The 26428-nt window shown below is 40.8% G+C and carries 26 protein-coding genes and 1 tRNA gene; 21 read left to right on the forward strand and 6 right to left on the reverse strand.

The genetic code is table 11. The features are described from left to right. Positions 1 to 94: 94 nt before the first annotated feature. A complete protein-coding gene (locus OCI93_RS01165; RefSeq protein ID WP_261625590.1) occupies positions 95 to 427 on the reverse strand; it encodes a hypothetical protein in 333 nt (110 codons plus the stop codon). Positions 428 to 795: 368 nt separating this feature from the next. On the opposite strand from OCI93_RS01165, the gene OCI93_RS01170 reads away from it, so the two are divergent. After that, positions 796 to 2595 carry a GGDEF domain-containing protein gene (locus OCI93_RS01170; RefSeq protein WP_410007606.1) on the forward strand — a complete coding sequence of 600 codons (1800 nt, stop codon included), beginning with the start codon at positions 796 to 798 and terminating at the stop codon, positions 2593 to 2595. Between the two features lie 113 nt (positions 2596 to 2708). Continuing rightward, the gene (locus OCI93_RS01175) at positions 2709 to 3560 is read left to right on the forward strand and encodes a substrate-binding periplasmic protein (protein WP_261591553.1); all 852 of its coding nucleotides are present in this window, start codon (positions 2709 to 2711) and stop codon (positions 3558 to 3560) included. 340 nt (positions 3561 to 3900) lie between these two features. On the opposite strand, the gene suhB is transcribed toward OCI93_RS01175, so the two are convergent. Beyond that, entirely contained in the window at positions 3901 to 4704 is an 804-nt protein-coding gene (gene suhB, locus OCI93_RS01180; RefSeq protein ID WP_261591554.1) for an inositol-1-monophosphatase, read from the reverse strand. A 440-nt stretch (positions 4705 to 5144) separates the two neighbouring features. Between suhB and trmJ the strand changes: the two genes are divergently transcribed. The 9 genes from trmJ (at position 5145) to OCI93_RS01225 (ending at position 13735) form a co-directional block, all read left to right on the forward strand. Then, on the forward strand, positions 5145 to 5873 hold the full coding sequence (gene trmJ, locus OCI93_RS01185) for a tRNA (cytosine(32)/uridine(32)-2'-O)-methyltransferase TrmJ (RefSeq protein ID WP_261591556.1): 729 nt from the start codon (positions 5145 to 5147) through the stop codon (positions 5871 to 5873). Positions 5874 to 6095: 222 nt separating this feature from the next. Further along, positions 6096 to 6587, forward strand: coding sequence for a Fe-S cluster assembly transcriptional regulator IscR (gene iscR / locus OCI93_RS01190; protein ID WP_261591557.1), 492 nt, complete (start codon positions 6096 to 6098; stop codon positions 6585 to 6587). Between the two features lie 24 nt (positions 6588 to 6611). Beyond that, entirely contained in the window at positions 6612 to 7826 is a 1215-nt protein-coding gene (locus OCI93_RS01195) for an IscS subfamily cysteine desulfurase (protein ID WP_261591558.1), read from the forward strand. 52 nt (positions 7827 to 7878) lie between these two features. Continuing rightward, entirely contained in the window at positions 7879 to 8262 is a 384-nt protein-coding gene (iscU, locus tag OCI93_RS01200) for a Fe-S cluster assembly scaffold IscU (protein ID WP_261591559.1), read from the forward strand. 12 nt (positions 8263 to 8274) lie between these two features. After that, positions 8275 to 8598, forward strand: a complete 324-nt coding sequence (iscA, locus tag OCI93_RS01205) for an iron-sulfur cluster assembly protein IscA (protein ID WP_261591560.1) — start codon at positions 8275 to 8277, stop codon at positions 8596 to 8598. A gap of 96 nt (positions 8599 to 8694) precedes the next feature. Beyond that, on the forward strand, positions 8695 to 9219 hold the full coding sequence (gene hscB / locus OCI93_RS01210; protein WP_261625591.1) for a co-chaperone HscB: 525 nt from the start codon (positions 8695 to 8697) through the stop codon (positions 9217 to 9219). 46 nt (positions 9220 to 9265) lie between these two features. Further along, positions 9266 to 11131 (forward strand): Fe-S protein assembly chaperone HscA, encoded by a 1866-nt coding sequence (gene hscA, locus OCI93_RS01215; RefSeq protein WP_261591562.1) that lies wholly within the window; start codon positions 9266 to 9268, stop codon positions 11129 to 11131. A gap of 1 nt (position 11132) precedes the next feature. Next, positions 11133 to 11471, forward strand: coding sequence for an ISC system 2Fe-2S type ferredoxin (gene fdx / locus OCI93_RS01220; RefSeq protein WP_261591563.1), 339 nt, complete (start codon positions 11133 to 11135; stop codon positions 11469 to 11471). Between the two features lie 560 nt (positions 11472 to 12031). Then, positions 12032 to 13735, forward strand: coding sequence for an SUMF1/EgtB/PvdO family nonheme iron enzyme (locus OCI93_RS01225; RefSeq protein ID WP_261625592.1), 1704 nt, complete (start codon positions 12032 to 12034; stop codon positions 13733 to 13735). On the opposite strand, the gene OCI93_RS01230 is transcribed toward OCI93_RS01225, so the two are convergent. Next, entirely contained in the window at positions 13725 to 15542 is a 1818-nt protein-coding gene (locus OCI93_RS01230) for a winged helix-turn-helix domain-containing protein (RefSeq protein WP_261625593.1), read from the reverse strand. The two genes, OCI93_RS01225 and OCI93_RS01230, sit on opposite strands and share 11 nt — an antisense overlap. A 126-nt stretch (positions 15543 to 15668) precedes the next feature. Next, entirely contained in the window at positions 15669 to 16562 is an 894-nt protein-coding gene (locus OCI93_RS01235) for a LysR family transcriptional regulator (RefSeq protein ID WP_261625594.1), read from the reverse strand. 123 nt (positions 16563 to 16685) lie between these two features. Between OCI93_RS01235 and OCI93_RS01240 the strand changes: the two genes are divergently transcribed. From OCI93_RS01240 to OCI93_RS01280, 9 genes are all read left to right on the forward strand, one after another. Further along, complete coding sequence (locus tag OCI93_RS01240) at positions 16686 to 17321, forward strand: NAD(P)-dependent oxidoreductase (RefSeq protein ID WP_261591567.1); 636 nt, start codon at positions 16686 to 16688, stop codon at positions 17319 to 17321. Between the two features lie 98 nt (positions 17322 to 17419). Beyond that, positions 17420 to 18853, forward strand: coding sequence for an NAD-dependent succinate-semialdehyde dehydrogenase (locus OCI93_RS01245; RefSeq protein ID WP_261625595.1), 1434 nt, complete (start codon positions 17420 to 17422; stop codon positions 18851 to 18853). A gap of 91 nt (positions 18854 to 18944) precedes the next feature. Next, the gene (locus tag OCI93_RS01250; protein WP_261591569.1) at positions 18945 to 19820 is read left to right on the forward strand and encodes a nucleotidyltransferase family protein; all 876 of its coding nucleotides are present in this window, start codon (positions 18945 to 18947) and stop codon (positions 19818 to 19820) included. A 52-nt stretch (positions 19821 to 19872) separates the two neighbouring features. After that, complete coding sequence (locus tag OCI93_RS01255) at positions 19873 to 20946, forward strand: phosphotransferase enzyme family protein (RefSeq protein ID WP_261591851.1); 1074 nt, start codon at positions 19873 to 19875, stop codon at positions 20944 to 20946. 286 nt (positions 20947 to 21232) lie between these two features. Beyond that, positions 21233 to 22612: a Gfo/Idh/MocA family oxidoreductase gene (locus tag OCI93_RS01260; protein WP_261625596.1), complete on the forward strand. Its 1380-nt coding sequence runs from the start codon at positions 21233 to 21235 to the stop codon at positions 22610 to 22612. Between the two features lie 43 nt (positions 22613 to 22655). Next, positions 22656 to 23147 (forward strand): nuclear transport factor 2 family protein, encoded by a 492-nt coding sequence (locus OCI93_RS01265; RefSeq protein WP_261591571.1) that lies wholly within the window; start codon positions 22656 to 22658, stop codon positions 23145 to 23147. Between the two features lie 57 nt (positions 23148 to 23204). Continuing rightward, positions 23205 to 23453 carry a YkoF family thiamine/hydroxymethylpyrimidine-binding protein gene (locus OCI93_RS01270; protein WP_261625597.1) on the forward strand — a complete coding sequence of 83 codons (249 nt, stop codon included), beginning with the start codon at positions 23205 to 23207 and terminating at the stop codon, positions 23451 to 23453. Beyond that, entirely contained in the window at positions 23453 to 24079 is a 627-nt protein-coding gene (gene pnuC / locus OCI93_RS01275; protein WP_261591573.1) for a nicotinamide riboside transporter PnuC, read from the forward strand. Before OCI93_RS01270 ends, pnuC begins: the two co-directional genes overlap by 1 nt. After that, complete coding sequence (locus OCI93_RS01280) at positions 24066 to 24893, forward strand: aminoglycoside phosphotransferase family protein (protein WP_261591574.1); 828 nt, start codon at positions 24066 to 24068, stop codon at positions 24891 to 24893. The genes pnuC and OCI93_RS01280 overlap by 14 nt, the downstream gene beginning before the upstream one ends. On the opposite strand, the gene OCI93_RS01285 is transcribed toward OCI93_RS01280, so the two are convergent. Then, complete coding sequence (locus OCI93_RS01285) at positions 24872 to 25054, reverse strand: helix-turn-helix domain-containing protein (protein ID WP_261591575.1); 183 nt, start codon at positions 25052 to 25054, stop codon at positions 24872 to 24874. The two genes, OCI93_RS01280 and OCI93_RS01285, sit on opposite strands and share 22 nt — an antisense overlap. A 245-nt stretch (positions 25055 to 25299) precedes the next feature. On the opposite strand from OCI93_RS01285, the gene OCI93_RS01290 reads away from it, so the two are divergent. Continuing rightward, positions 25300 to 25374, forward strand: a tRNA-Arg gene (locus tag OCI93_RS01290). Positions 25375 to 25398: 24 nt separating this feature from the next. On the opposite strand, the gene OCI93_RS01295 is transcribed toward OCI93_RS01290, so the two are convergent. After that, a complete protein-coding gene (locus OCI93_RS01295; protein ID WP_261591576.1) occupies positions 25399 to 26370 on the reverse strand; it encodes a zinc transporter ZntB in 972 nt (323 codons plus the stop codon). Between the last annotated feature and the right edge of the window lie 58 nt (positions 26371 to 26428).

Below are 26428 nucleotides of genomic sequence, written 5' to 3' on the forward strand. Positions count from 1 at the left end.
TTTACTAACCTAAACTGGGTTTAATATATTAAATTGGATGTTTTAAATCTAAATATGAACGAGATACGCCTTTTTTGGGCGCACTTATCCCGTGTTAGGCAAAAATCGGTGGGCGATAAAGGGATGTAATAATACTTTGTGGTGTTTGCGATAACGAGGTGAGTCTGGGCTCTGTAAGCTGATGTTCCAGCTTGTTTAAATGCTCATAATTTAAAAATATGAGTGATAAACAGGCGCTGGCTGGGCAGGTACATTGGGTATCACAACAGTCGGCCATATTTGGCATCTGGCTGTGATCCATTGTCATCATTTTTTGATGGCTACTTGCTGACATTTCACACGCCATAGTGGCAACAGCAAATACTTGCCCAGTTAGGGCAGTCATTATTGCAAGTGCAACTAATAAAGTGGAAATTGGCTTAAACATAATAAACTTCAGCAGCGAAAGTATTGCAAATGCTACGATAATTTTCAGGTGAAGTAAATCGTCATTAATTACTCTGTATTAACGGAGTTTAAAGGTCGAATGAATTTGTTAATATTGAGGATGATTTAAATTCACCGTTAAGTGGTGCTTTTTCATAATTGGTGAATAAAATTCATTTTTTAGTATTTTAATAACGACAGTATGGCTACACAGTTGAGTTGTTTGCGCTTTGGCGTTATTAAACGCTATTTACTGAAGCGAATAGGCTAATTTTTATGGGGATAATTCCTCAAAACGCCACAAAACTGTCATGAATTCTTGTTAGTTTGCTGGGTTATTATTTGGTCAATAGTTTGTTGGTTATGGGTGTGAGTAAAGTTGCTGAGCTAGAAAAGAAAGTACTACATAATATATTAGAGCACGGCACTGTGACTATTTTATTCCAGCCTATTTACGATATCAGCAAGCAAGAGGTGCTCGGGTTTGAGGCGCTAAGTCGTGGAGTTGAGTGCTTGGAGATGCCTGAGCAACTATTTCAAGCTGCGGGGGCTTACAACAAACTGTCTGAGTTGGAACTATTGTGCCGAGAGCGGGCCATTGAGCGTTTTGTATTATTGCAGTTACCCGGCAAGCTGTTTTTAAATGTGAGTCCAAGTGCATTGCTTGACCCAAGTCACCCGCGAGGCGAAACACGCCATTTAGTTGAAAAGTATGGTTTAACAGCAAACCGTGTGGTGATTGAGGTTACAGAGCAAGATAAAGTGGATGATGGCTTTTTATTACTTAAGACTATCGAGCATTATCGTCAGTTAGGCTTTAATATTGCCATTGACGATTTAGGCGCAGGGTACTCAGGTTTAAGGCAGTGGTCAGAGTTATGCCCTGAGTATGTAAAAGTAGACCGCTACTTTATCGATTACTGTGACCAAAGTATTGTGAAGCGTGAGTTTTTGAAGTCTATTATTGAACTGGCTAAAGCAACGGGAACATCCGTGATTGCAGAAGGCATAGAACGTGTTGAAGAGCTATGTTTGTTAGAGAAGCTCGGTATTGTTAATGCTCAGGGATATTTACTTGCATACCCCCAAAGCGAGCCTATCATCGACCTTGAAGCCAGCCAATGGTTGGCATTAAATTTACAATCGCAAGTGAGCACCATAGAAAACTCAATTTCTATTGGCTGGCTTGCTATGGCGCAAAATGCAATTCATCAATGTACTCAATGTAAAGACGCACACAAAAACTTTGAAGCCGACAAACAGTTAATGAGTCTTGCGGTGGTCAATGATGACCGTCAGCCCATTGGTTTATTACACCGTGATCAACTTACCGAGGTATTTGCTGCGCCTTATGGCCATGCGCTATATGCTAAAAAATCAGTGCTGGAGCTGATGGATAAGCAACCTTTGATAGTGGATGAAAATGCACAATTAGATGTGGTAAGTCAGCAAATCACTGAACAAGAATTTGATATTCGTCGCCATATTATTATTACCCGCAACGCTAAGTATTTAGGACTGGCACCACTTCGAGATATCTTAAAGCACATCACAGAAGAAAAGATCCGCCATGCCCAACATGCTAACCCTTTGACTATGCTCCCTGGTAATGTGGCAATAAATGAAGCCATCGAAGCACGATTGCGCAAGCAATCAGAGTTTTCACTGGCTTATGTCGACTTAAACCACTTTAAACAGTTTAATGATTTATATGGCTATGCCAGCGGTGATAGTGTGATTAAGTTATTGGCAGAGGTCACTGTTAAAGTGTGTGAGCAAAGCCCGTGTTTTGTAGGGCATATTGGTGGTGATGACTTTATGGTGGTTTTTGATGGCGATGATGCACAGCAGTTATGCCATCGCATCATCAGTGATTTTGAGCAACAATCAAAAGCCTTTTTTACCCCTGAACATGTAAAGTCAGGTGGTTATTGGGCAACAAACCGAGAAGGTCAAAAGCAATTCGTGCCGCTTTTAACATTATCTATCGGTTTGGTTAGGCCAGATCTCACCTGCTGCAAAAACAGCCATCAAGTGGCCGCTTTAGCGACGGATGCAAAAAAAGAAGCTAAGCGTTATCGCAATAGTTACCTTTTTATTTGTAATCGGCGTCGTCCCAGTGTGTCAGTGGTACGCTTAAATGAGAAGCAAACGGAATGTTCCGCCTAATAGATGGCTGATATATCAAGTGGCTTGAACAACAGGTAATAAAATAACTCATAAAGACTTGAGTAAAAACTCGACTGGGTGTAGCGTTAACAAAAACAAGTTTGGACAGATATATGCGTAAATTCGTATTACTGTGCCTATTGTGTAGTTGGGCGGGGTCATTGGCAGCGGCGCAAGTTATTTATGTCGCAAAAGAACAACGTACTTTGTATGACAGAGATCTATACCTATACGAATTGCTAGATTTGGCGCTTAAAGCAGCAAATTTTGATGCGCAAATTGAGCATGTAAAAGTACACCCACATCAGCAACGTACTATGCTTGCACTCGGTGACGGCGAAGTCGATTTGCATTGGAGTATGACCAGCCCAGTGCGAGAGCAATTAGCAACCGCCATTCCATTTCCGTTGTTTAAAGGCTTTATTGGTAAGCGCGCCTTATTGGTAAATAAAGCACAACTTCCTCAGTTTGCTGGCATTGACTCATTGCAAGCGTTATCAAAATTGACCGCAGTACAAGGCCATGATTGGCCAGATACAAAGATATTGGGGCATAATAATTTATCGGTTAGGCCGATGGCTAATTACCAAGCAATGTTTGCGATGGTATCACGCGGTCGCTTAGATTACTTTCCGCGTTCATTCATAGAGGTAGGTGCCGAGCTGGCAAGTCAAAATAGTGATAATTTGGTTATTTTACCGAGCATCTACCTATATTACCCCAGTGCATTTTATTTTTTTGTTAGTAAAAGCAAGCCTGATTTGGCAAAAGCACTGACCATTGGGCTTGCCAAACTGCAAGCATCAGGAGAGTTTGATGCTTTGTTTGAGCGTTACTTTGCTGACGTGTTAGCACAGTTACCCTTTAATCAAGATACAAAAGTGATTGAGTTACAAAACCCTTATTTTGATAAATCAACAGTGCAAGCATCGCCGGCTTCTCCACTGGCGTCGAATATAGAATGAATGGGTATCAGTTGTTAGGTAAATATTTGACTAACTAGAGAGGTTAATATCAGTTTTATCAAAACATGAATCATTCTAACGAGCTAAATGGTTCATTAACTGCGTTAAAGATTACAGATGTAGAATAATGACATACCGGAATTTTTGCTTGGTTACTAAGTCACTTATCTATCGCAATATTTGATCATTTATTTAATACAATTGGTACAAGTTGGTTTTGTGAAGAATTTGGGGTCTATTCTAGCTATTTTTTGATATTTGCAGGGAGTCCATATCAGCCTCTAGCAACAAAAAAGGAGCCAAGGCTCCTTTTTTAGTAAAATAGCATGCTAAAATTGTATTAGCGAAGTAATGACTCAGTTAGTACTGGGCGTATTTCTTTAACTATTAATTGGCAAAGTTTAGGTGCACCACAAATGACATTTCCGCTTTGGTTGTAACCTGCGCCACCGGCGAAGTCCATAACCATGCCACCCGCTTCTTTAACTAACAGCTCGCCTGCTGCTGTATCCCAAGGCTTAAGACCAATTTCAAAGAAACCGTCCATACGCCCTGCTGCAACATAGGCCATATCAAGCGCTGCAGAACCTGCACGGCGAATATCGGCCGTGTGTACAAATAATGCTTTGAATGCTTCAGTGTAGGCATCAATGTGGTGCTTTTGCTTAAATGGGAAACCAGTGCCAAGCACTGAACCCGCAATTTCAGTACTTTTTGTTACACGAATGCGTTTAGAGTTTAATTGGGCACCTTGACCACGAGACGCGGTGAAAAGCTCACTACGAATTGGATCATAAATAACGGCTTGTTCAACGCGACCTTTAACTTTCAAGGCAATAGAAACAGCAAAATGAGGAATGCCCTTGATGAAGTTAGTTGTGCCATCAAGTGGATCGATAACCCATTGGTAATCAGCATCTTTGCCTTCAATTACACCGAGTTCTTCACCCACTAGTGAGTGCTCAGGGAAAGCTTTTAAAATAGTATCACGGATGACGGCTTCAGCGTCTTTGTCTACGTTTGTAACGAAGTCGTTAGTGCCTTTTTGTTGGGCTTCGACTTTTGATAAATCTTCACATGCACGTAAGATCACTTTACCTGCATTACGCGCAGCGCGTACCGCAATGTTTAACATTGGATGCATAGCATTACCTTTGGGTTGTAAAAGAACATATTCGTATAGAGCCGGCGTATTCTAGCGATTTTTGCCGCAAAGTAAACAGCTATAGCCAAATAAAGTTGCTGTTTTTTTGTACTACATTGTTCTGAGAAAGGAATTAGTTAATTACAGCTGGAGGTACAGGGTGTCAAAAATATAGAAAGCCAAAACGAGTAGGAAATTTAACTTAACAGCGCAGCCATTTTTGTATGCTTCGCGAGTTAGCGTAAGTAACAACGGGTGATTACAAGAAAATCCAACGCATAAATACGCAAATAGAGGAGGCTGTAAGATCAAAAAGAAGAGGTTGTAACTATCACATGCCGGTTAGTACCAATTCAGGTTAGAATTAGTGCGCTTTTTACTATGGCGACTCAGTATTGCTGTGGTAAACTTCGCCATTATTTTTTCAGGCGAGTTTATCAATGGCATTAGAAGACATTCGCATTGTGTTAGTAAACACATCTCACTCTGGTAATATTGGCTCTGTGGCACGGGCGATGAAAACCATGGGCTTATCTAAATTGTATCTAGTAAACCCTGCATGTGAAGTAGACAGCCATGCCAGCGCTTTGGCGGCAGGTGCAACGGATGTGCTAGGTAATGCCACGATTGTTAGCGAATTATCAGATGCCATTGCAGAGTGTGCTTTAACTATTGGCACTAGCGCGCGCTCTCGTACGTTGTCATGGCCGATGGTTGACCCACGCCAGTGTGCTAAAAAATTGGTTGAAGGTTCGGCGACCGGACCTGTAGCATTGGTCTTTGGTCGAGAAAATAGTGGCTTGACTAACGAAGAGCTACAGTTGTGTAACTATCATGTCTGCATTCCTGCCAATCCTGAATATAGCTCACTGAATTTGGCGATGGCAGTACAAACATTGACCTATGAAACACGCATGGCATTTTTAGACGGACAAGAAAAGCAGCCTGACGAAGATGATGCTGTGTACCCAAGTGCAAAGCAAGTGGCTTTGTTTTATGAACATCTAGAGAGCACCTTAAACGACACTGGTTTCATTATTAAACAACACCCTGGCATGGTAATGACTAAGCTTAAGCGTTTATTTAACCGTGCTAGACCTGAAGATCAAGAGCTTAATATTTTGCGCGGTATATTAACGTCGATTAATAAATCTACTCGCAACAAATAGTTTAGTTAAATCAGTCCTACCGCATTTTACCTTGCATAACGGATGCGTAAAAACAAAGCGGAATAATACTTGACTAAATTACTCAGGTAATTACAATGGCTTTAATACTTGAGTGATTTACTCGGGTATTGAGTGGCTTTAGTCGTATTACCGAATAGTAATACTTGACTATTTTAGTCAAGTATTTAAAATTTGTGCCTTGATAAGGCGCTAGGGGGTACCATGAAACTGACATCAAAAGGCAGATATGCGGTAACAGCAATGTTAGACGTTGCTCTGCATGCCGAAGTAGGTCCGGTGCCACTGGCAGATATTTCAGAGCGTCAGGAAATATCTTTATCTTACCTTGAACAATTATTTGCTCGATTACGTAAACATGGACTCGTCAAGTCTGTTCGTGGTCCGGGTGGCGGCTACTTAATGGGCCGTGATGTGCAGAGCATCTCTGTGGGAGACGTCATCAACGCAGTTGATGAGTCAGTTGACGCGACGCGTTGCCATGGAGAAGGGGGCGGGTGTCAAAGTGGTATGCGTTGTTTAACCCATACGCTTTGGTCAGATTTAAGCCTGCGCATCGAAGATTTTTTAAACAACATTTCCCTTGCCGAGTTAGTCGCCAATTCTGATGTGCAAACAGTTGCATCGCGTCAGGATAAAGGGGTTAACAGTGCGATGAAGCAATTAGACAATATTCAAGTGAGCTGTCAACTGTAAGGTTGACGTGAAGCGGAGAAACAAATGAAATTACCGATTTATCTAGATTATGCAGCAACCACTCCGGTTGATCAGCGTGTTGCAGAGCAAATGATGCAATGTCTGACTATGGATGGCAATTTTGGTAACCCAGCTTCACGCTCGCACCGCTTTGGCTGGCAAGCTGAAGAAGTCGTTGACCAAGCACGTAATGATATCGCTGATTTAATTAACGCAGACCCGCGTGAAATCGTATTTACATCTGGCGCAACAGAATCAAATAATTTAGCAATTAAAGGTGCGGCAAATTTCTATAAAAAGAAAGGCAAGCACATTATCACCGTTAAAACCGAGCACAAAGCTGTGCTAGACACCACGCGAGAGCTTGAACGTCAAGGTTTTGAAGTGACTTATATGGACGTTGAAGACAACGGTCTACTGGATTTGAAAAAGCTTGAAGCAGCGATGCGCGATGACACTATTTTAGTCAGTGTAATGCATGTAAATAACGAGCTGGGTGTAGTTCAAGATATTGCGACCATTGGTGACATGTGTCGTGAACGCAAGATTATGTTCCACGTAGATGGCGCGCAAAGTGCTGGTAAAGTGAAGATTGATTTACAAGTGCTTAAAGTTGACTTTATGTCATTTTCTGGTCACAAAGCATATGGCCCTAAAGGCGTAGGTGCTTTGTATGTGCGTCGTAAACCACGTGCGCGTTTAGAAGCGCAAATGCACGGCGGAGGCCATGAACGCGGTATGCGATCTGGTACTTTAGCAACACACCAATTAGTCGGTATGGGTGCTGCGTTTCGTATTGCCAAAGAAGATTTTGATAAAGACCATGCACACATTAGTGCGCTTCGCCAACGCTTGATTGATGGCGTTATGTCAATGGACGAGGTTTATTTCAACGGTGCCATTGAGCAATCAGTACCAGGCATTGTGAATATCAGCTTTAATTTTGTTGAAGGCGAATCATTGTTGATGGCAGTAAAAGATATTGCTGTTTCATCAGGCTCAGCTTGTACGTCAGCAAGCTTGGAACCATCTTATGTATTGCGAGCGTTAGGGCGCAATGATGAATTGGCGCACAGCTCAATCCGCTTTAGCATCGGTCGTTTTACAACCGAAGAAGAAATTGATTACACCGTTAACTTAATAAAAGAATCAATTGGCCGTTTACGTGAAATGTCACCGCTTTGGGAAATGCATCAAGAAGGCATTGACTTAGATAGCGTTGAATGGGCACATCATTAAGCAAGTTTCTGCTTGTAGCCAAGTGTTATGAGCACATAGTGAGGAAATAGTTATGGCTTACAGTGAAAAAGTAATAGACCACGTAGAAAATCCACGTAACGTTGGGGCGTTAGATAAAAATGACCCGAGTGTTGCAACCGGTATGGTAGGCGCACCAGCATGTGGTGATGTAATGAAGCTACAGATCAAAGTTTCTGATCAAGGCATTATTGAAGACGCTAAATTTAAGACTTATGGTTGTGGTAGTGCAATTGCATCGTCATCTTTGGTTACTGAGTGGGTCAAAGGAAAAAGCCTTGATGAGGCTGCAACGATTAAAAACACCGATATCAGTGCTGAATTAGAGTTACCACCGGTTAAGATCCACTGCTCTATTTTAGCAGAAGACGCGATTCAAGCAGCAATTGCAGACTATAAAAGTAAACAAACGAAGTAAGAGTAACGAACCATGGCAGTGACATTGACAGACGCAGCGGCAAACCGAGTTCAGTCTTTTTTAGATAATCGAGGCAAAGGCTTAGGTTTACGCGTTGGCATTAAAACCACAGGCTGTTCAGGTCTTGCATATGTACTTGAGTTTGTTGATAAGCTAGACGAAGGCGATGAAGTATTTGAACATAATGGCGTTAAAGTCATTATTGATGCTAAAAGTTTAGTTTATATTGACGGTACCGAGCTTGACTACACCAAAGAAGGTCTTAATGAAGGGTTTAAATTTATTAATCCTAATCAAAAAGACGAATGTGGTTGTGGTGAAAGCTTTACGGTTTAACAACCGGACCGGTTGAATTTCAAAGCCCTGCCTTGGTAGGGCTTTGTCGTATATTTGCAATGCGCGTAAGGCGCAAACCTTAGGTATTTTAAAGATATGCGCTATTTTGAGTTGTTTGATGTTCCCGTTGATTACAATGTTGACCTAATAAAAGTAAATCAGCAGTACCTAGAGCTACAGCGTGTTGTGCATCCCGACCGTTTTGCTGGCAAAGGCGAGCGAGAAAAGCTATTAGCCGTACAAAAAACCGCAGAGATCAACGATGCATTGGCAGTACTAAAACACCCAGTTAAACGTGCAGAATATATGTTAGGTGAGCGCGGTATTGATATTCGAGCTGAGCAACAAACACTGCAAGATCCGATGTTTTTGATGCAGCAGATGGAACTGCGAGAAGCGCTGGAAGAGCTACCTCAAAGCGATGATGTAGAAGGTGCAATTGAGCAATTCGAGCAGCAAGTTAAGACGCTTGATATAGAGTTTAGCCAACAGCTGGCTGAGTTGTTAAGTAGTGATAGTGAAAACGATTTACATCAAGCCGCAGACAATATTCGTAAGCTAAAATTTGTATACAAATTGCGTGACGAATTGGCACGTATTGAAGACAGTATATTTGATTAATTCTCCCGACCGCTTACTAAAGCGAGTCCAAACGTGAAAGAGCATTATGGCATTATTGCAAATCGCTGAGCCGGGGCAGAGCGCGGCACCACATGAACATAAGCTGGCAATTGGTATTGACCTTGGCACAACTAACTCACTAGTTGCTACGGTACAAAGTGGCGAAGCTAAAACCTTAACAGCCCTTGATGGCACTGTGATGTTGCCATCGGTTGTGCGTTATCATCAAAACGACATAGAAGTAGGCGCGCAAGCACAGCAAACGTCAGCGCAAGACCCAACCAATACGCTTATTTCTGTTAAACGCTTTTTAGGTAAAACGCAGCAAGAAATTGAACAACGCTACGGTCAATTGCCTTATGAGTTTGTTAAAACTGACAGTGGTCTAGCAATTAATACGGTAGCCGGTCCTATAAGCCCGGTACAAGCGTCTGCGGAGATTTTAAAAACCTTACGTATACGTGCTGAACAAAGCCTTGGTGGTGATGATGATTTGCAAGGTGCGGTGATCACTGTGCCAGCATATTTTGATGATGCACAACGTCAAAGTACTAAAGATGCTGCTGATTTAGCCGGTTTAAAAGTACTGCGTTTGTTGAACGAGCCAACTGCCGCTGCCGTTGCTTATGGCTTAGACTCCGGTCAAGAAGGTATCATCGCGGTATATGATTTAGGTGGTGGTACTTTTGATATTTCTATCTTGCGTTTACATCAAGGTGTATTTGAAGTACTTGCAACTGGAGGAGATTCAAGCTTAGGCGGTGATGACTTTGACTCTGTATTAGTTGATGTTTTTAAATCACAAACAAATATCCACGACTTAAATGCCCATGAATTACGTTTATTTATTAACAAAGCAAAGGCGTGTAAAGAGGCGCTAAGCAGCTACGAGAGCGTGAATGTTAAACTAGAGCTGCGCGAGCAAAGCCACACTGTGACTATTTCGCGCGATGAGTTTGCACAACTTGTTATGCCATTGGTTAAAACCACACTTAGAGCATGTCGTCGTGCTGTAAAAGATGCAGGCGTCAGTAATGAAGAAATTTTGCAAATTGTGATGGTGGGTGGTTCAACCCGTATGCCGGTTATTCGTGAGCAAGTTGAAGCTTTTTTTGCGAAACAGCCTCTTACCTCAATTGACCCAGACCGTGTTGTGGCAATTGGTGCCGCAATTCAGGCAGATATATTAGTTGGCAATAAGCCCGATTCTGATATGTTACTGCTCGATGTTCTGCCATTGTCGCTTGGTTTGGAGACGATGGGTGGATTGGTTGAAAAGATTATTCCACGTAACACCACAATTCCTGTTGCTAAAGCGCAAGAATTTACCACGTTTAAAGATGGTCAAACGGCGATGTCTTTACATGTGTTACAAGGTGAACGTGAACTGGTGGATGATTGTCGTTCACTAGCTAAGTTTAGCCTAAAAGGTATTCCACCAATGGCAGCGGGTGCAGCCCATATTCGAGTTACTTTTAAAGTAGATGCAGATGGTTTATTGAGTGTGTCAGCGATGGAAAAGTCTACGGGTGTGCAAGCTGATATTCAAGTTAAACCCTCGTTTGGTTTATCTGACGACCAAGTGGCGCAGATGTTAAAAGAATCAATGAGCAATGCCAAAGAAGACATACAAGCGCGAATGCTCAAAGAGCAGCAAGTAGAAGCGCTACGTGTGCTTGAAGCCTTAGAGGTTTCATTAGCAACTGACAGTGCGCTGTTAAATGAGCAAGAGCTGGCTCAGTTACGAGAGCAAATGACGTTGCTTGCCAGTGCGAAAGAACAAGCGCAATCGCCAGACGAAATAAAAAATGCCATCGAAAGAGTCGACGCTGCCAGTAGTGAGTTTGCGTCACGTCGTATGGATATATCAATTAAACAAGCACTGCAAGGGCAGTCTGTAGACGAGGTTTAATATGCCACAAATCATCTTTTTACCCCATGAAGAGCTTTGTCCTGAAGGGGCTGCTATTGAAGCGCCTAAAGGACAAACGGTATTAGACGCCGCACTTAAAAATGGCATTAGCATTCCACATGCATGCGAAAAATCATGTGCGTGTACCACTTGCCATATTGTTGTTCGTGAAGGGTTTGACTCGCTCGAAGAAAGTGATGAGCTAGAAGACGATATGCTGGATAAAGCATGGGGCCTTGAAGCTGAATCTCGTTTAGGTTGCCAAGCAGTGATCTCGGATGAAGATTTAGTTGTGGAAATTCCTAAGTATAATTTGAATATTGTGAACGAAGAGCATTAATTTTTTTACAATCATATCTAATTTAAAAGCCACGGGTTACTGTGGCTTTTTAGTATGTAAGACCATATGTGAACTCATTTCAATCGCAAGACTACGGTTGCTGCAATTCAAAGTTCATTGCGACCATATATTAGGCTTTTAATTGAGAGTGGTTATCCTCTCTAGCCTTATGGATATCCGCTCCTATTACCTTATCAATTCAGCAGCGTGTTATAGCCCTTGGTAATATCAGACCGCAATAGGGCGGTTTTAAACCGTTTTTCGTCAACTTTAATCGTAGTGGAAGCCTTTGCTTAAGCTCACTGCTGAAAAAACAAAAGCAAAGATAAACATGACCTAATATGGCCAATCACTTATTTGTAAGATTAACCGCCACACAGAGTGCGTTTGGCCGACCTTATTAGCACAACTGCACAGTGAAATCGCTGCTTAATTTTTTATATTATTGATATTTTTGATTATTTTTTCGATAGGAAAACAATAGCTAAGTATTAGAATAAAAATAGGTTTGACTACTCTTTCCCTTTTAATCTGATGACAATTCAAATTAAGAGGTGGCTATGATTAATAATAAAATTTCTTTAAGTGTCTTAGTATTAACTTTGGGTATTGTACCTTTTGCACATGGCAAAAATCTCATTCATCCTTGGATGGTTAATATTCCCGCTGGTGAGTTTGTGATGGGAACAAATAGTGGGGATAAGGCAGCACAACCTGCGCATTCAGTAAAAGTGTCTGCTTTTCAGTTGGCTAAGCACCCCGTCACAGTAGCTGAGTTTAGATTGTTCATCCAAGATACTCACTTTCCAATAACAAATGATTGTGATGATAAATTAGATAAAAACTGGTTATCAGGACCGACAAGTGTAGGCACGGCTAGTTGGGACAATCATCGTTATTTAAAAAGTGAATATCAACCCGTAACGTGTATAACCCCTAAACTCGCAAATGCTTATGTTGATTGGTTAAATGATAAAACTCGAGGGGGTTATCGCTTGCCGACAGAGCAAGAGTTTGAATATGCGCTTAAAGCCAATTCGACCAGTCGCTATCACTGGGGTGATGACGCTGATCAAGCATGTATGTTTGGCAACTTCGCTGACCAATCTGGTGAATATTTCCCAAATGAGCAGTTTGGTGCAAGCTATGTTGGTTTCATCGGCCATGCTAATTGTAATGATGGTGAGCCGTATATTTCTATAGTTGGTCTATATCGCCCCAACGGATTTGGTTTACATGACATGGAGAGTAATACATCGCAGCTATTAGGAAGTTGTTACTATGATGGGTATCAGGCGCGTGCAGAACAAAATATGGATATAAATCAATGTGAATACATTTCGCAACGCGGCAGCACATGGCATTATCCACCCCAACCAGCATATGACAGAGGCCGCTATAAAAGAGCTGGATGGTCACCAGGTGCAATGATGGGGTTTCGACTTGCTAGAACGACTCAAAGTGATGTGCAACACGAGTCAACTGAGGGGTTTAAGCAAGCGCTTAAAAAGGCGCAGCATATGCGATTAGCAACAAGAGCTATGATCCCATCAGCACCGAAAAATGTGCACTTAGTAAACTTACAAGATAATGCTTTTGAATTGCGTTGGCAGCCACATTATGATGGTAGAGTCATTGGGTATGACATCTATCGTTCAATATTACCCAATGCACATTTGCTTGGTGGCTACTATAAAGAACATTATGAGAAAGTGACCAGTGTCCCACATACCAGATTTTCAAACAATGTGACCTTAAGCAATCATGGTGGCAGTTTTCGTGTGGTTGCAAAAACGAATAAATTAGCAAGCTTGCCGAGTGTAGCCGCCGTTCATTATGACCCTGAGCTTGTGACTATTCCAGGGCGTTTTGATATGCGTTCAGTAGCTACATTAACCAATGTATGGGCGCGTCATCAAGCTGCAACAAAAGAAAAACCAGAGCGTTTTTACATTACTACGGTAAGTCATTTATATGAACAGCCGAATATTCTCGCTAACTTCAAGATCAATGTGAAAAAAACTGGTTGGTATACCTTAAATTATAAAGGCAGCACTTATCAAAACGGGACGTTCTTTAAACTTTGGCAAGGAGATAATTTGGTCGCTGAAGTAGAGTTTGACTCAAATATTGATGAAAAGACAGCCAATCGACATGAAGTGTATCTTGAACAAGGTCGCCACCAGTTACAAATTAGCGTAAAGCGTGAAGGATTTGATTACTGGTCACTAGGGTGGCTAGAGTTTTTACCTTCTAAAAATTAACGGCTTCTAATTTATATTTATTTTGGCTAAGCCATCGGCGGGTGGCTTTTTGCTTGATAAAGTGTGCGTACTTCTCAATATTAATATGGAAGTGATGCTTGTTATTTAGCTCAAGTATCAATAATGCGGCATCTAATGCATCTACTTTTTGATTTGATGTTAAAGCCTGCGAAAAGGCATGTTGAGAATAGTCTAAGCTCTGTTGCCATTGTTGCTGGGCTAGAGCTATGTGTGCATGGCTAAGTATTTGAAAAGTAGGTCTTTGCCAAGTTAAGATAGCAGTCATCGCTTGAGTGTAGTTTTGCTGTTCAAGGTATATATTGCGCACTTGTGCTGCTGCAAAGTAGAAGTCATCTTCATAGTCTGCAGAGAACGGCTGTGCTAGCACTTTCAAATAGTGGGGCAAAGCATTGGTGTTTGAATTTGCAATCCAAGCTAAATGAATAAATATGGGCACTTGGTGCGAACCGACTAATGTATGCAGTTGCAGCAATTCTTTTGCTAAGTCTAACTGTGCATGCATGAGTTCGGTTTGCCCTGACTTCGCAGCAAAGAATGACTGAGTTAGTCGGGCATTGACTTCTAAAACCGGCTCACTAGCGAGCCTAGCCTTACTTGCCGCTCTATTGAGTATTTGAATACCTTGTCGAAACTCTTGATTGACTAAATTAAGCCAAGCTAGCTCTATTAGTGCCTGAGATTCCAGTTGTTGTAGTGTGAGCTTTTGAAAGTAGTCAATTGCTTTATCTGCATTGACTTGGGCTTCTAGCCAACGCTGATCCCATAGGTTTATTTGTGTTTTTAATAAATGCAGCAAGCCTGCACGTAGAGCAGAATTAAATTGGCTTAGTTGTAAGTTTACGGACGCTTCAGCAGCATCTAACTCATTGAGTTTGAAAAAAAGCTTTGCACGTTGTAACTCTACCAAGGTCATGTTGGCATGAGTATCATCTTGAATCGGTAACAATGTTAATGCGACAGTGTCTTCTTGTTCACTAAAGTAGGCAGTTTTTGCCAGTTGTGATAGTAACACTTCCAGCTGTTGATAAGCCTGATTGAGATTGTCGCTTTCGATATAATCACTCCAGCCTCTCTTAGCTCCTTGTATATGAAACCGTAATGCAACACCTGTATCTAAAGGGTAAACGCGAGTTGCTAATAGCCAGTTACCCTGATTTACAGCTGTTGTTTTCCAAGTATCAAAAGGAGAGTTAAATAGTATGTGTGTCGATAAATTAGTTGGTTTATTTGATAACTGCCATTGCGTATTCTTTATTGTCAATGCGACCACTTGATCACGCTTAGAGTGTGCCAATAAGCTACTTTTTGATTGTAGTTGAGTGAAAAATAATATGCTCAGAGCAAGTATTGAGGTGACTATAATTGTGATTAAAACAGGAAATATGCTTGGTCTAAAATAAGATAGCTCAGGCTTGAGTTTTGTTTTAATGGGTTTATGATTTGCTATGGTAGAGGTTTCTGATACTTGGTTTTGAGATACCTCATTATTTGTCAGTCGTATGATTGGAAGCTGCCATTGGTAGCCTTTTTTACTGAACGTTTTAATGGCATTATTACCCAATAGAGCACGAAGTTGGCTGATGTTTTGAAATACAACTTGGTCAGAAACGACGCTATCAGGCCAAACAGAATCTAAAATTTCAGCTTTGCTGAACACATCTTTTGGTTTACTTAAAAAAAGCGCTAAAAGCCTCAGTGCTTTATCATTAAGTTGAACAATATTGCCATTGTTTAGCAATAACTGTTGCTGGGGATCAAATTGGAATGTTGCAAAACTTAACTTCATGTATGTTTATTTACAATTTGGTGACTGATAACTCCATAGCAGAGTATCAGTAAGCGATTATTGACAAAAGAACTTATTGATTTAACTTCCGTTGCCGTAAGTGAGTTTACCCAATAATACCAATTATTACTTTGGTGCACTAATATCGGTTTGCCATTGCTGTGCTAGATGATCGATAAATGCACGTACGGCAGGTCTTTGATAGCTTCTAGATAAGTAGACAGCCCAAAGTGACATACTTGGTAATATGATGCTAGGCAATAACTGTGACAACTCCCCAGATATTAAATATTTATTGGCCAAATCACATGGTAAATATGCGATACCTAACCCATCAATACATGCCTTGAGCAAAACGGTTACATCATTGGCCTTTATATTTCCTTGTACCTTAATTGAGCTTAGTTGATTGTGTTCTATAAATGACCATGTGTTTTGCGGAAAATGAATTAAACAATTGTGTGCTAAAAGTTGTGCTGGTGTAGTGAGTAAACCATGTTGTTCTATGTAGCGAGAAGAGCAGCATAGTACACTATCAATGCGCATTAATTTGCGAGCGATTAAGGTGTCATCGGGCTGGCTGGTATAGCGTAATGCCACATCAATATGCTCCTCAACCAATTGTGCATTACTATCTGACATGACCAATTGTACGGTCACTTTTGGGTAGCGCTGGGTAAATTCAGACAATGTGTCATAGAGCATGTTTTGGCCAAGCCCAATCGGTGTAGCAATGCGAATATCACCAACTAATTCTGTATTATGAGTGTGTGCCACACTTTCTAAATGAGTCATTTCATTGAGAATGTGCTCGCACTTTATCAGCAGCTCTTGCCCTGGTGCAGTTAAACTTACTCGTCGTGTAGTGCGGTGTAATAAACGTACTTTGAGCCAGTCTTCTAGCAATTTTATGTGTCGAGTGACTTTAACTCGACTTAAATTCAACTGTTCAGCTGCTTGGGTATAGCTACCTGTGTTCGCCACTTCAACAAAACTTTTTAGCGCGCTAAATTTGTCCATAAGCTTTTATTATTATTTCAAAATAAGATCTAATTAATTACATAAATTGATATTTATTACAAATAATGTTGCATACATAATGGCTTCACTTTTAAAAATAGAGTTAAAAACGTGGAGAAATATATGAAAATTGCAGTGATCGGTGCGACAGGTTGGATCGGTTCAACGGTTGTAAAAGAAGCCTTAGAGCGTGGTCATCATGTGATTGCTGTCAGCCGTCAAGCACTCATGCTAGAACATAAAAACCTCAAGGCCCGTGAACTAGATTTACTCGCAAATAGTGGCTTCGCGCATGCACTCTCTGGTGCTGAGGTGGTGATTAGTGCCATTGGTGGCAGAGCACTTGGCAATCATGAAATTGTGGCTAATACCGCAGCTGCGCTGTTACATGAGTTGCCACAGATAGGTATAAAGCGACTAATTTGGGTGGGTGGGGCTGGTAGTTTAGTATTAGAAAATGGTGAGCTATTACTATCACAACCTGAATTTCCAAAAGAATACAAAGATGAAGCCATTGCACAAGGGCAAGCATTGAAGGTATTTCAAGACAGTAAAAGCACATTAAATTGGGTATTTGTTAGCCCTGCAGCACAAATATTCCCAGGGGAGCGTACTGGGTTTTATCGCATTGGTGGCGAGCAGTTGCTTGTTGATAATGAGGGTAATAGTAAAATATCTGTCCAAGACTATGCAAAAGCACTCATTGACGAAGTTGAAGAAGCTCAGTACCAGTATCAAAGAATTGGCGTTGCTTATTAACAAGCTAACACGATGATTATGCCATAAACTATTCTTGTCTTTGTCTATGATTAGAGCTAAACCGTAGTATACACTACGGTTTTTTTATGGGGCGAGATATGAACTTATTGGCACAATCGGAGCATTCACTCATTGCAGGGAGCCCTTATGAAGGGATGCAAGGTTTCTCGGTCATAAACCCATCAACGGGTGAGCAAGTGTCTTATGTGACTGAGGTGGATGAGCAAGGAGTTAAGCAAGCTCTGCACTATGCCGCGAATACATTTAATAAACTTAAAGCGAGCAGTGCATCGCAAAGAAGTCACATACTGCAACGCTGGTATGAGTTGGTCATGGAGCACAAACCGCAACTGGCAAAATTATTAACACAAGAGCAAGGTAAGCCACTTAAAGAAGCGCTAGGTGAAGTTGATTATGCAGCAGGGTTTATCCAATGGTTTGCAGAGCAAGCCAAGCGCAGTTACGGAGAAGTGATCCCCAGTAATGACGTGCAACATCAACTGACTACTATTAAGCAAGGAGTAGGCGTTGTGTTAGGCATTACGCCATGGAATTTTCCGTTGGCGATGATTACCCGCAAAGTAGCCCCAGCTTATGCTGCTGGATGTAGTTTTATTTTAAAGCCTTCAGAGCAAACGCCTTTGAGCGCACTTATGTTGGCTAAACTAGCCTTACTTGCAGGAATGCAAAAAGGCGCATTTCAAGTTTTGCTCACCTCAGACTCAGCTGGGTTAATTAAACCTTTGTGTGAAAACCCAATTATTCGTAAGTTGACCTTCACTGGCTCAACTCAAGTGGGGGCTGTGTTATTGCGCCAATGTGCAGGAACAATCAAACGTACTTCTATGGAGCTTGGCGGCAATGCCCCTTTTATTATTTTTGAGTCAGCCAATTTAGAAAATGCAATAACAGGATTAATGGCAGCTAAGTTTAGAAATGCTGGGCAAACATGTGTGGCGGCGAATCGGATTTTGGTACAACAAAGTTGTGAGAAAAAGCTCGTAACTTGCCTTATTGGCAATGTTAAAAAACTCATCGTAGGGGATGGGCTAAGCGAAGGCGTTGATATTGGCCCATTGATCACGCTTGAGGCTAAGCAAAAAGCACTGCAGTTGGTCAGTGATGCTGTTACCAATGGAGCCACGGTTGCTTATCAAGGAACAGAGTTTGGCGGTCAATTTATGTCACCTATCGTATTAACTGGGGTTACAGCGGACATGGAGATTGCACAACACGAAGTGTTTGCACCTGTGATTTGTATCATGTCTTTTGTTGATGAAGCAAGCGCACTAGCTATTGCTAATGGCGTAAATGAGGGGTTAGCTGCTTATTTTTATTCACAAGATGTATCGCAAATACATCGTGTTAGTTTGGCGTTAGAGTATGGCATGATTGGTATTAATGAAGGCATGGTGTCAAATCCAGTTGCGCCATTTGGTGGTGTAAAGCACTCGGGGCTAGGTCGCGAAGGAGGGCATCAAGGGCTTGATGAATATTTAGAGATTAAATACCTATGCCAAAAGTTTGATTAACTCAATTTTTGCAATGACTTTTCATTAGTTGCAAAGAGCGTTACACTTTCGCGCCTGATTACTTTTTACCTCTTTTGCAAGGAGCAAGCTAATGCAACAGCAATTAAGCACACCGGTGTTGGTAGTTTTAGCTGCTGGTTTGGGTAGCCGTTTTGGTGGTAGCAAGCAAATAACCCAATTGCCTATGATTGGGCGTACCATCATGGAACTTAGTATTGAAGATGCTTTTGCCGCAGGTGTTTGTAGTGTGGTGTTGGTGATTAATAAGCTTGTAAGACAAACTATTGAGCAGGTAATTTTGCCACGGTTACCGAGTGAATTACAGGTGCAATTAGTGGAACAAGATATTGCTGATGTACCACCTGAATTTGTTAGTGTGCTCAACAAAAGAGAAAAGCCTTGGGGTACAGGACATGCACTATTAAGTGCCAAGGCATATATTAATGGGCCTGCAATTGTGATCACGGCCGATGACTATTACGGTCAACAAGCTTATACACAAATGGTCAAACATTTTACTCAATACCCAGATGAAATGGCGATGGTTGCTTATCCTTTGGCTCATACATTGTCGTCATTGGGTGGGGTTAACCGGGGAGTATGTACACTAGAGGGTGGTAAACTTGTTAGTGTTAAAGAGTATGAAAATATTCTACAAACAGTAGATGGGATCATAGGGGAGTGCGATGGGAAAGTGGAATACTTGCCATCAAACATGCTTGCCTCAATGACTTTTTGGGGAGTAACGCCAACTCTATTTTCGCAATTAGAGTTGGGTTTTTTAGAGTTTTTAAGAGTTTATGACAACGTTGTCAAAAAAGAGTATTATTTACCAAATTGTATAGAACAATGTATCGCATCAAAAAAGCTAGATTTAACTGTTTATTCAGCACAAGAGCATTGGTATGGCGTTACGTTTAAAGAAGAGTTAGCTGCGGTGGCAGGAAAAATAAATGAACAACGTTAATAATAAGAGCGCAGCTGTGCAAAATTGTACGCCATTAGTCAATGAGGTTAGTATGGAAAAAAGTGCAGTAGCAGCACAGTTATCACAGCAATTTGGACTCGAAAGTGTGCAACCTGTGATGAACCCAATTGGTAATGGCCATATTAATACCACAATGTTGCTTAAAGGTGATAAACGAGCTGTTGTAGTGCAAAAGCTTAATACTGATGTATTTCCAAATCCTGAGCATTTGGTGGAAAATGCACGCGCCATTGAGCAACATCTAACAGAAAAAGCAAATAATGGCGAATACCGCTTAAATATCATTAAGCATTTGCCTACATTAGAAAATAATTACTTGGTAAATCTAAATGATGGTGTATGGCGCGCATTAGAGTTTATTGGCGGCAGTTACAGTGAAGATATTGTTGACTCTGCTGATAAAGCACAAGCCGCAGCGAATGCATTTGGCTTGTTTGCAAAAGCGCTAGAGGATTTTGAAGCGCGCCAGCTACATCATGTGATCCCTGATTTTCATAATTTAGCTAAGCGCATTGATACCTTTGAGCAGACGCTTGCAAAAGACTCCCATGGTAGAGCTGCAAAGTGTGCAGCTGAGATTGTTTTTTGCCAATCACAATTTTCATTGGCAGATGAATTACAAACAATACTTAAATCTATTCCACTGAGACCATGCCATAATGATACTAAAATCAACAATATGTTGTTTTGTAGTAAAACCAATCAAAGTAAAGCCGTGATTGATATGGATACGTGTATGCCTGGTTATTGGTTGTTTGATTTTGGTGATATGGTGCGAACATTTTGCTCTCCAGAAGCAGAAGACTCTCTTAATTTAGACAATGTAATTGTTAGAGAGGAAATTTTCTCAGCTATCGTTAAAGGCTATGTAGAACCTTTAGCTGATACGTTAACGGAGCAAGAAAAGCAAAGTTTTTTATTAGGCGCTAAAGTGATGCCATTTATGATTGGTTTACGTTTTTTAACAGATTACCTAGATGGTGATAATTATTTCGCAATACATCGCGCTGATCATAATCTGCAACGGGCCCGGAACCAGTTTAAACTATATCAAGATGTGTTAGCTAAAGAGCCATTACTTACACGCATTTTGGCAAAGTATTAATTAGAATATATTAAGGCGCTGAAGCGCCTTTTTTAATGATACCAATGTTATCAAACCACAGTCCACAGCATAAAAGTAACTTACTCATTTTGATAAAATCTTATCGTTAATTTTATCTTTTTTATAGTGCCGCAGTATTGTACATTTATTCTTTATGCAGTCTTTTTTCAGTCTTTGACTTTGCTTGTAGCTAAATACACTGAGTGAAATTTAGTCGCATTCATTTTGTATTATTGTAAGGATAAGGTAGCTTGCAAGATGAAGTATCTTTTAAGGAACAATCATAATGACAAAAATGAATCGTCGCGACTTTCTTAAGGCGGCTGGCACGGTAGGCGCTACAGCAATGGCGACGACACTATCTGGTTGTGCTTTGAATGAGCCTAATATAATGACACCAGCACGCCAAGGCAAGTCGGTTATGGGGTTGGTGAGTGAAAAACTAGAGGTTGTGCGAGTTGGCTTTATTGGTGTAGGTCAACGTGGTTATGGGCATGTAAAGCGTATGAGCCAGTTAGAGGGCACGCGCATTATGGCTATCTGTGATACCCATGATGAGGTACTCAACAGGGCCGTTAATTATTTGACAGAGCAAGGGCTAGAAAAGCCTAGCATGTACTCAGGCACTGAATTGGCATATCAAGATATGTTAGCGCGAGATGATATTGATATTGTGATTATCTCTACGCCTTGGAAGTGGCATGCGCCGATGGCTATAGATACCATGAATAGCAATAAACACGCATTTGTTGAGGTGCCTTTGGCCCTGACGGTTGAACAGATGTGGGATATTGTTAATACGGCGGAACGTACTCAGCGCCATTGTATGATGATGGAAAATGTTAACTATGGGCGCGATGAATTAATGGTGCTGAATATGGTCCGCCAAGGTGTCTTTGGTGAACTATTACATGGCGAAGCTGCATATATTCACGAATTGCGCTGGCAGATGAAAGAAGTTGATCATAAGACCGGTTCTTGGCGAACCGATTGGCATAGCAAGCGCAATGGTAATTTATATCCAACTCATGGACTTGGCCCTGTATCTCAGTATATGAATATAAACCGGGGTGACCGCTTTGACTATTTAACTTCTATGAGTTCACCAGCTTTAGGGCGTGCAGCTTATGCTAAACAAGAATTTGATCCGCAGCACCAACGTAATCAAGCAAACTATATAGCGGGTGATATGAACACCACCATGATTAAAACTGTGCTTGGGCGTAGTATTATGGTGCAGCATGACACAACAACACCTAGGCCTTACTCTAGGCATAATCTAATTCAAGGCACTAACGGTGTATTTGCCGGGTTCCCTAATCGTATTGCTTTGGAAAAAGACAGCGAGAAGAGTTTTCATGAATGGGATTATGACATGCAAAGCTGGTATAAAAAATATGATCACCCACTTTGGTTGCAAATGGGAAGTGAGGCTCAGCGCAATGGGGGACATGGTGGTATGGACTTTTTGATGTTTTGGCGCATGATCTATTGTTTACGCCATGGTGAGCCGCTTGATCAGGATGTTTACGATGGCGCGGCATGGTCAGTGATCTCTCCTTTATCAGCTCACTCGGTTGCAAATCGCAGTGCTGTTGTAGATATTCCAGATTTTACCCGTGGTGCATGGCAGTTTGCTAAACCCTTAGCGGTTGTTGGCACGTAAACAACCCACCTGCAAGTATGGACAGATAAATCGAGTGCGCATAATGAAAAGCTGCTTAATATTTTTAGCTGTCGTATTGAGTGGTTGTAAAGCAACACCTCAAGCAATGCCATTGGCGACGGTTGTTGCGCAATATATTGAGGTGTTTCAAAAGCGTCAAGACTTTGAGCGATTGCTTACATTTTATGCGCCTAATGCTCAACTTGAAGATATGATTTATGGGCATGTGGCCGCTGATAAAAAAGCCATTGCAAAGTTTTATGATTGGCCAAATAACAAAGTTGAAGTGCTTGAAGGTAAAGCATTGTTTTGCGTTTCGCAAAAAATTATAGATACACAACAGCGTGTGGTTATTTTTACTGGTCAGTTTCACCGTTTTTCATATTCTGGTATGGAATTGGGGCCGTGGCGTTTTTTAATCAAACTACAATTTAATGAGCAAGGGAAAATAATTTATCAACAAGACTGGATAAATTACACGCCTCGTACCTTAATTGATGAGAGTAAAAATTTAAATACATCGCATAATTCATGAACCTGCAAAGCGATTTGTTCGGTGTGTTTTGTAGGTTATGACAATGAGTGAGTCTAAATGAAATTATCTATAGAAATAAGCAAGTATCCTTTGCATGAAGAGTATATACCGTTCATTAAGGATTTTATTGAGCGACTTAATCAGCACCCAGAACTGAAAGTTCAATCTAATGGCATGTCTACGCAGGTTTTTGGTGATTATGATGTAGTGATGGATTTGTTGCAAAAACATATGAAACGTTCTTTTGAACAGTATGGGAAAATCGTGTTTGTGTGTAAATTTATTTGTGGTGACTTGTCTCTTTGATGCTAGATTCAACACAATCGTATTTAAGTGAGTTAACAACCCTTGTGTATTGGGAATATATCGCTGTGCTATTAGGTTGTGTATATGTACTTTTGGCGGTGAGAGAAAACCAATGGTGCTGGTACGCAGGGTTTGTGAGTGCATTAATGTATGCCCTTATGTATTGGCAAGGTCAGTTATGGGTTGAATCACTACTGAATTTTTATTATGTGATTATGGCCGTTATTGGTATGTGGTCATGGCGTCAAGGTTCAATAAATCAGCCATTATCAATCACATCTTGGCCCGTTAGAGTACATATGTGTATTATCGCACTTACCTCACTAATTGCTTTTCTTTTGGGTGCAGTTGCAAGTATTTATTCTAATTATATTGTACTCAGTTATTTTGAGAGTTTTACTTTGTGTTTTGCCGTTATTGTGACTTATCTAGTGGTAAAAAAGGTGCTTGAAAATTGGCTTTATTGGATTGTTATTAATGTTGCGCCGATGTATTTATATTTTATGAAAGGCTACTACCCAACACTCGCTTTAGCTGTTTTGTACACGCTGATGGCATTTGTTGGTTACAAATATTGGTATGAAAGCTACGAGGTAAAAAAGGGAAAAACGCTTGCTCAGTTGTAAATTAGATAATAAAAAGGCTTACGCAAAGTTATGTAAACTGCTGCCAGAGATTGTTGTCTATCAACTTAAGCCATTAAACAAGGGGTTGAGCAATGATAACTATTGGATTGATTCCTCTATTGGCACTTTGCTGTTAAAAAGCTATCGAACCGACTTACCTGTGGCTACATTACAAACGCAGCAGCAGTTAGCAAAATATAATGATCTTACGTCTGAGGTACACGCCTGGTGTGAAACTCAACGTATTGCGGTGTTTTCTTTTATTCCAGGAAAGGATTCACCGGCTCAATTAGGTGATAATTTAATTAAAACTGTGCAGTTTATTCACCACTTTAAGCCCAGTGTGCACTTACCTACATTGTGTATGGTTACACTGCTTAAAGCATTAGACAACAACCTAGCATCGCCTATAAAAAACGCATTAGCTTGGTGTATAACTACATTAGAAGTTTTACCTATTTCAATAGGGCTGTGTCATAACGATCTGGTGTTAGAAAACATCATTTATAATCAGCAAAATATTAAAATTATAGATTTTGAATATGCAGCCTACAATGATATTTATTTTGATTTGGCTGCGTTAAGTAGTAGTTTTAAACTTACAGAAGAACAACGCAACGCGATGCTGGCACGTTATTTTGAGTTACAGAGTCAGCCAGTGCCCAGATACGCTTACAATAAACTTGCAGCGTATCAGATTGGCTATTTACTTTTGAGCATTCAGTGGTACGAACACAGAGGTTACCAAGATTTGGTAATTCCTTTGCGACATCAATTAACTCAATGGGTGTCTCAGATACCACCCAAACGTTGAGCTAATTCTTTATACTTTTCAACATCTGATTTATCAAAAATTGGTTGACCTTGAGGGTCTTGGTCTTTTGCAACTAGCAGGTTTTCTCTGGCAAGTCGTTTTACACGCTCTACCTTAACACCTAAAAATTCAGCGACTTGCTCTGTGGTCATCGGGGTCATAATTAAAAATCCTCTTGGGGTATAAAATTGCAGCGACGCTTTTTAGTTAAAGTAGTGCGACAGTTGCATTGCCATAGCCGATTACAGTACTCATTTTAAGCATCTGTATCAATAAGCATAGTTAAATATCGTGTTTTTTGTGTTTTGTATAGTATTTTTTTGAATTTCAGGTGGTTTATTAACCATATAGCACACAAATGCTAGTATTTTTTTTACTATACCATTATCATTATCGCCACTGACGCGCTCTCGTGGTGAAATGGATATCACGTAGCTCTCCGGAAGCTAAGTTGCAGGTTCGATCCCCGCCGAGAGCGCCAGTGCCTACCAAATATAATTGCCATTTATAACCAGTGCTTTCTTCTAAAATAATAGCCGATGCTGCCCGTTAATAAGCATAATGTAGTTACAAATAGTGCAAATGCATAAGGTGATTCTGTACCGGGTATCCCGCCAATGTTAACGCCCAGAAGGCCAGTTAAAAACCCTAATGGCAAAAACAATGCCGCTACTACTGACATCACATACATACGCTGATTTAACTGTTCACTCAGTTGGTTTGATAAACTGTGTTGAATGACCTGGGCACGTTCAATGGCTGATTCTAACTCCTCAACATAACGACTTAGTGCATTATCGGCCTCGTTTAATTTTCGCGCTGCAGTATCGTTCAGCCAATCAGGCTGATATTCTAACAATTCGCTAATGGCCACTTTTTGTGGTTTTAAATAACGTTTTAGCGCAATAGTTTGTCGACGGGTTGTAGAGAGTAAATTAGCATCAATATGTTCCTCTTGATTATCTAAAGTATCTTCAAAGGCGTCTAGCTGCTCATCAATTTGGTAGATCACATCTTGCATCCTAGCAGTGAGACGTTGTACCAAAGTACTTAATAAGTCGGCGATGTTCTTTGGGCCTTTCCCCGCTTTTAGAGACGCGAGTATATCTTGCGCTGACATTAATTGACGTTTTCTACAGGTTATTAAGATGTGCTCATTCACAAAACAGCGTATAGAAACCATATCTTCAGGACTTTGTTGAGGGTTTAAATTTACACCACGCAAAAAAAGCAACAAGCCACTTTCAGCAGGTGCCACACGAGGGCGAGTGGCATCCATTGTCATTGCCTGCCATTCCCACTCCTCAATAAAGTGCTGACTCTTTAACCACTCAATTGTTTCGTCATGACTATAATCAAAGTGCAACCAAATTAGTTTGTCTTGTGATTGTAATTGGGTCACTTTATCAAGATCAGACAGTGTTTGTGCGCCACCTAAGCCATCTAATTGTACCGCATGAACTAAACCCGAATTCATCTTTATCTTCCTTTTAGGTGTTTTCATCATGGTTGTACAAAATGCTTGATACTTCAAT

The sequence above is a fragment of the Pseudoalteromonas holothuriae genome, from assembly GCF_945859825.1.
GTDB classification, from domain to species: domain Bacteria; phylum Pseudomonadota; class Gammaproteobacteria; order Enterobacterales; family Alteromonadaceae; genus Pseudoalteromonas; species Pseudoalteromonas holothuriae.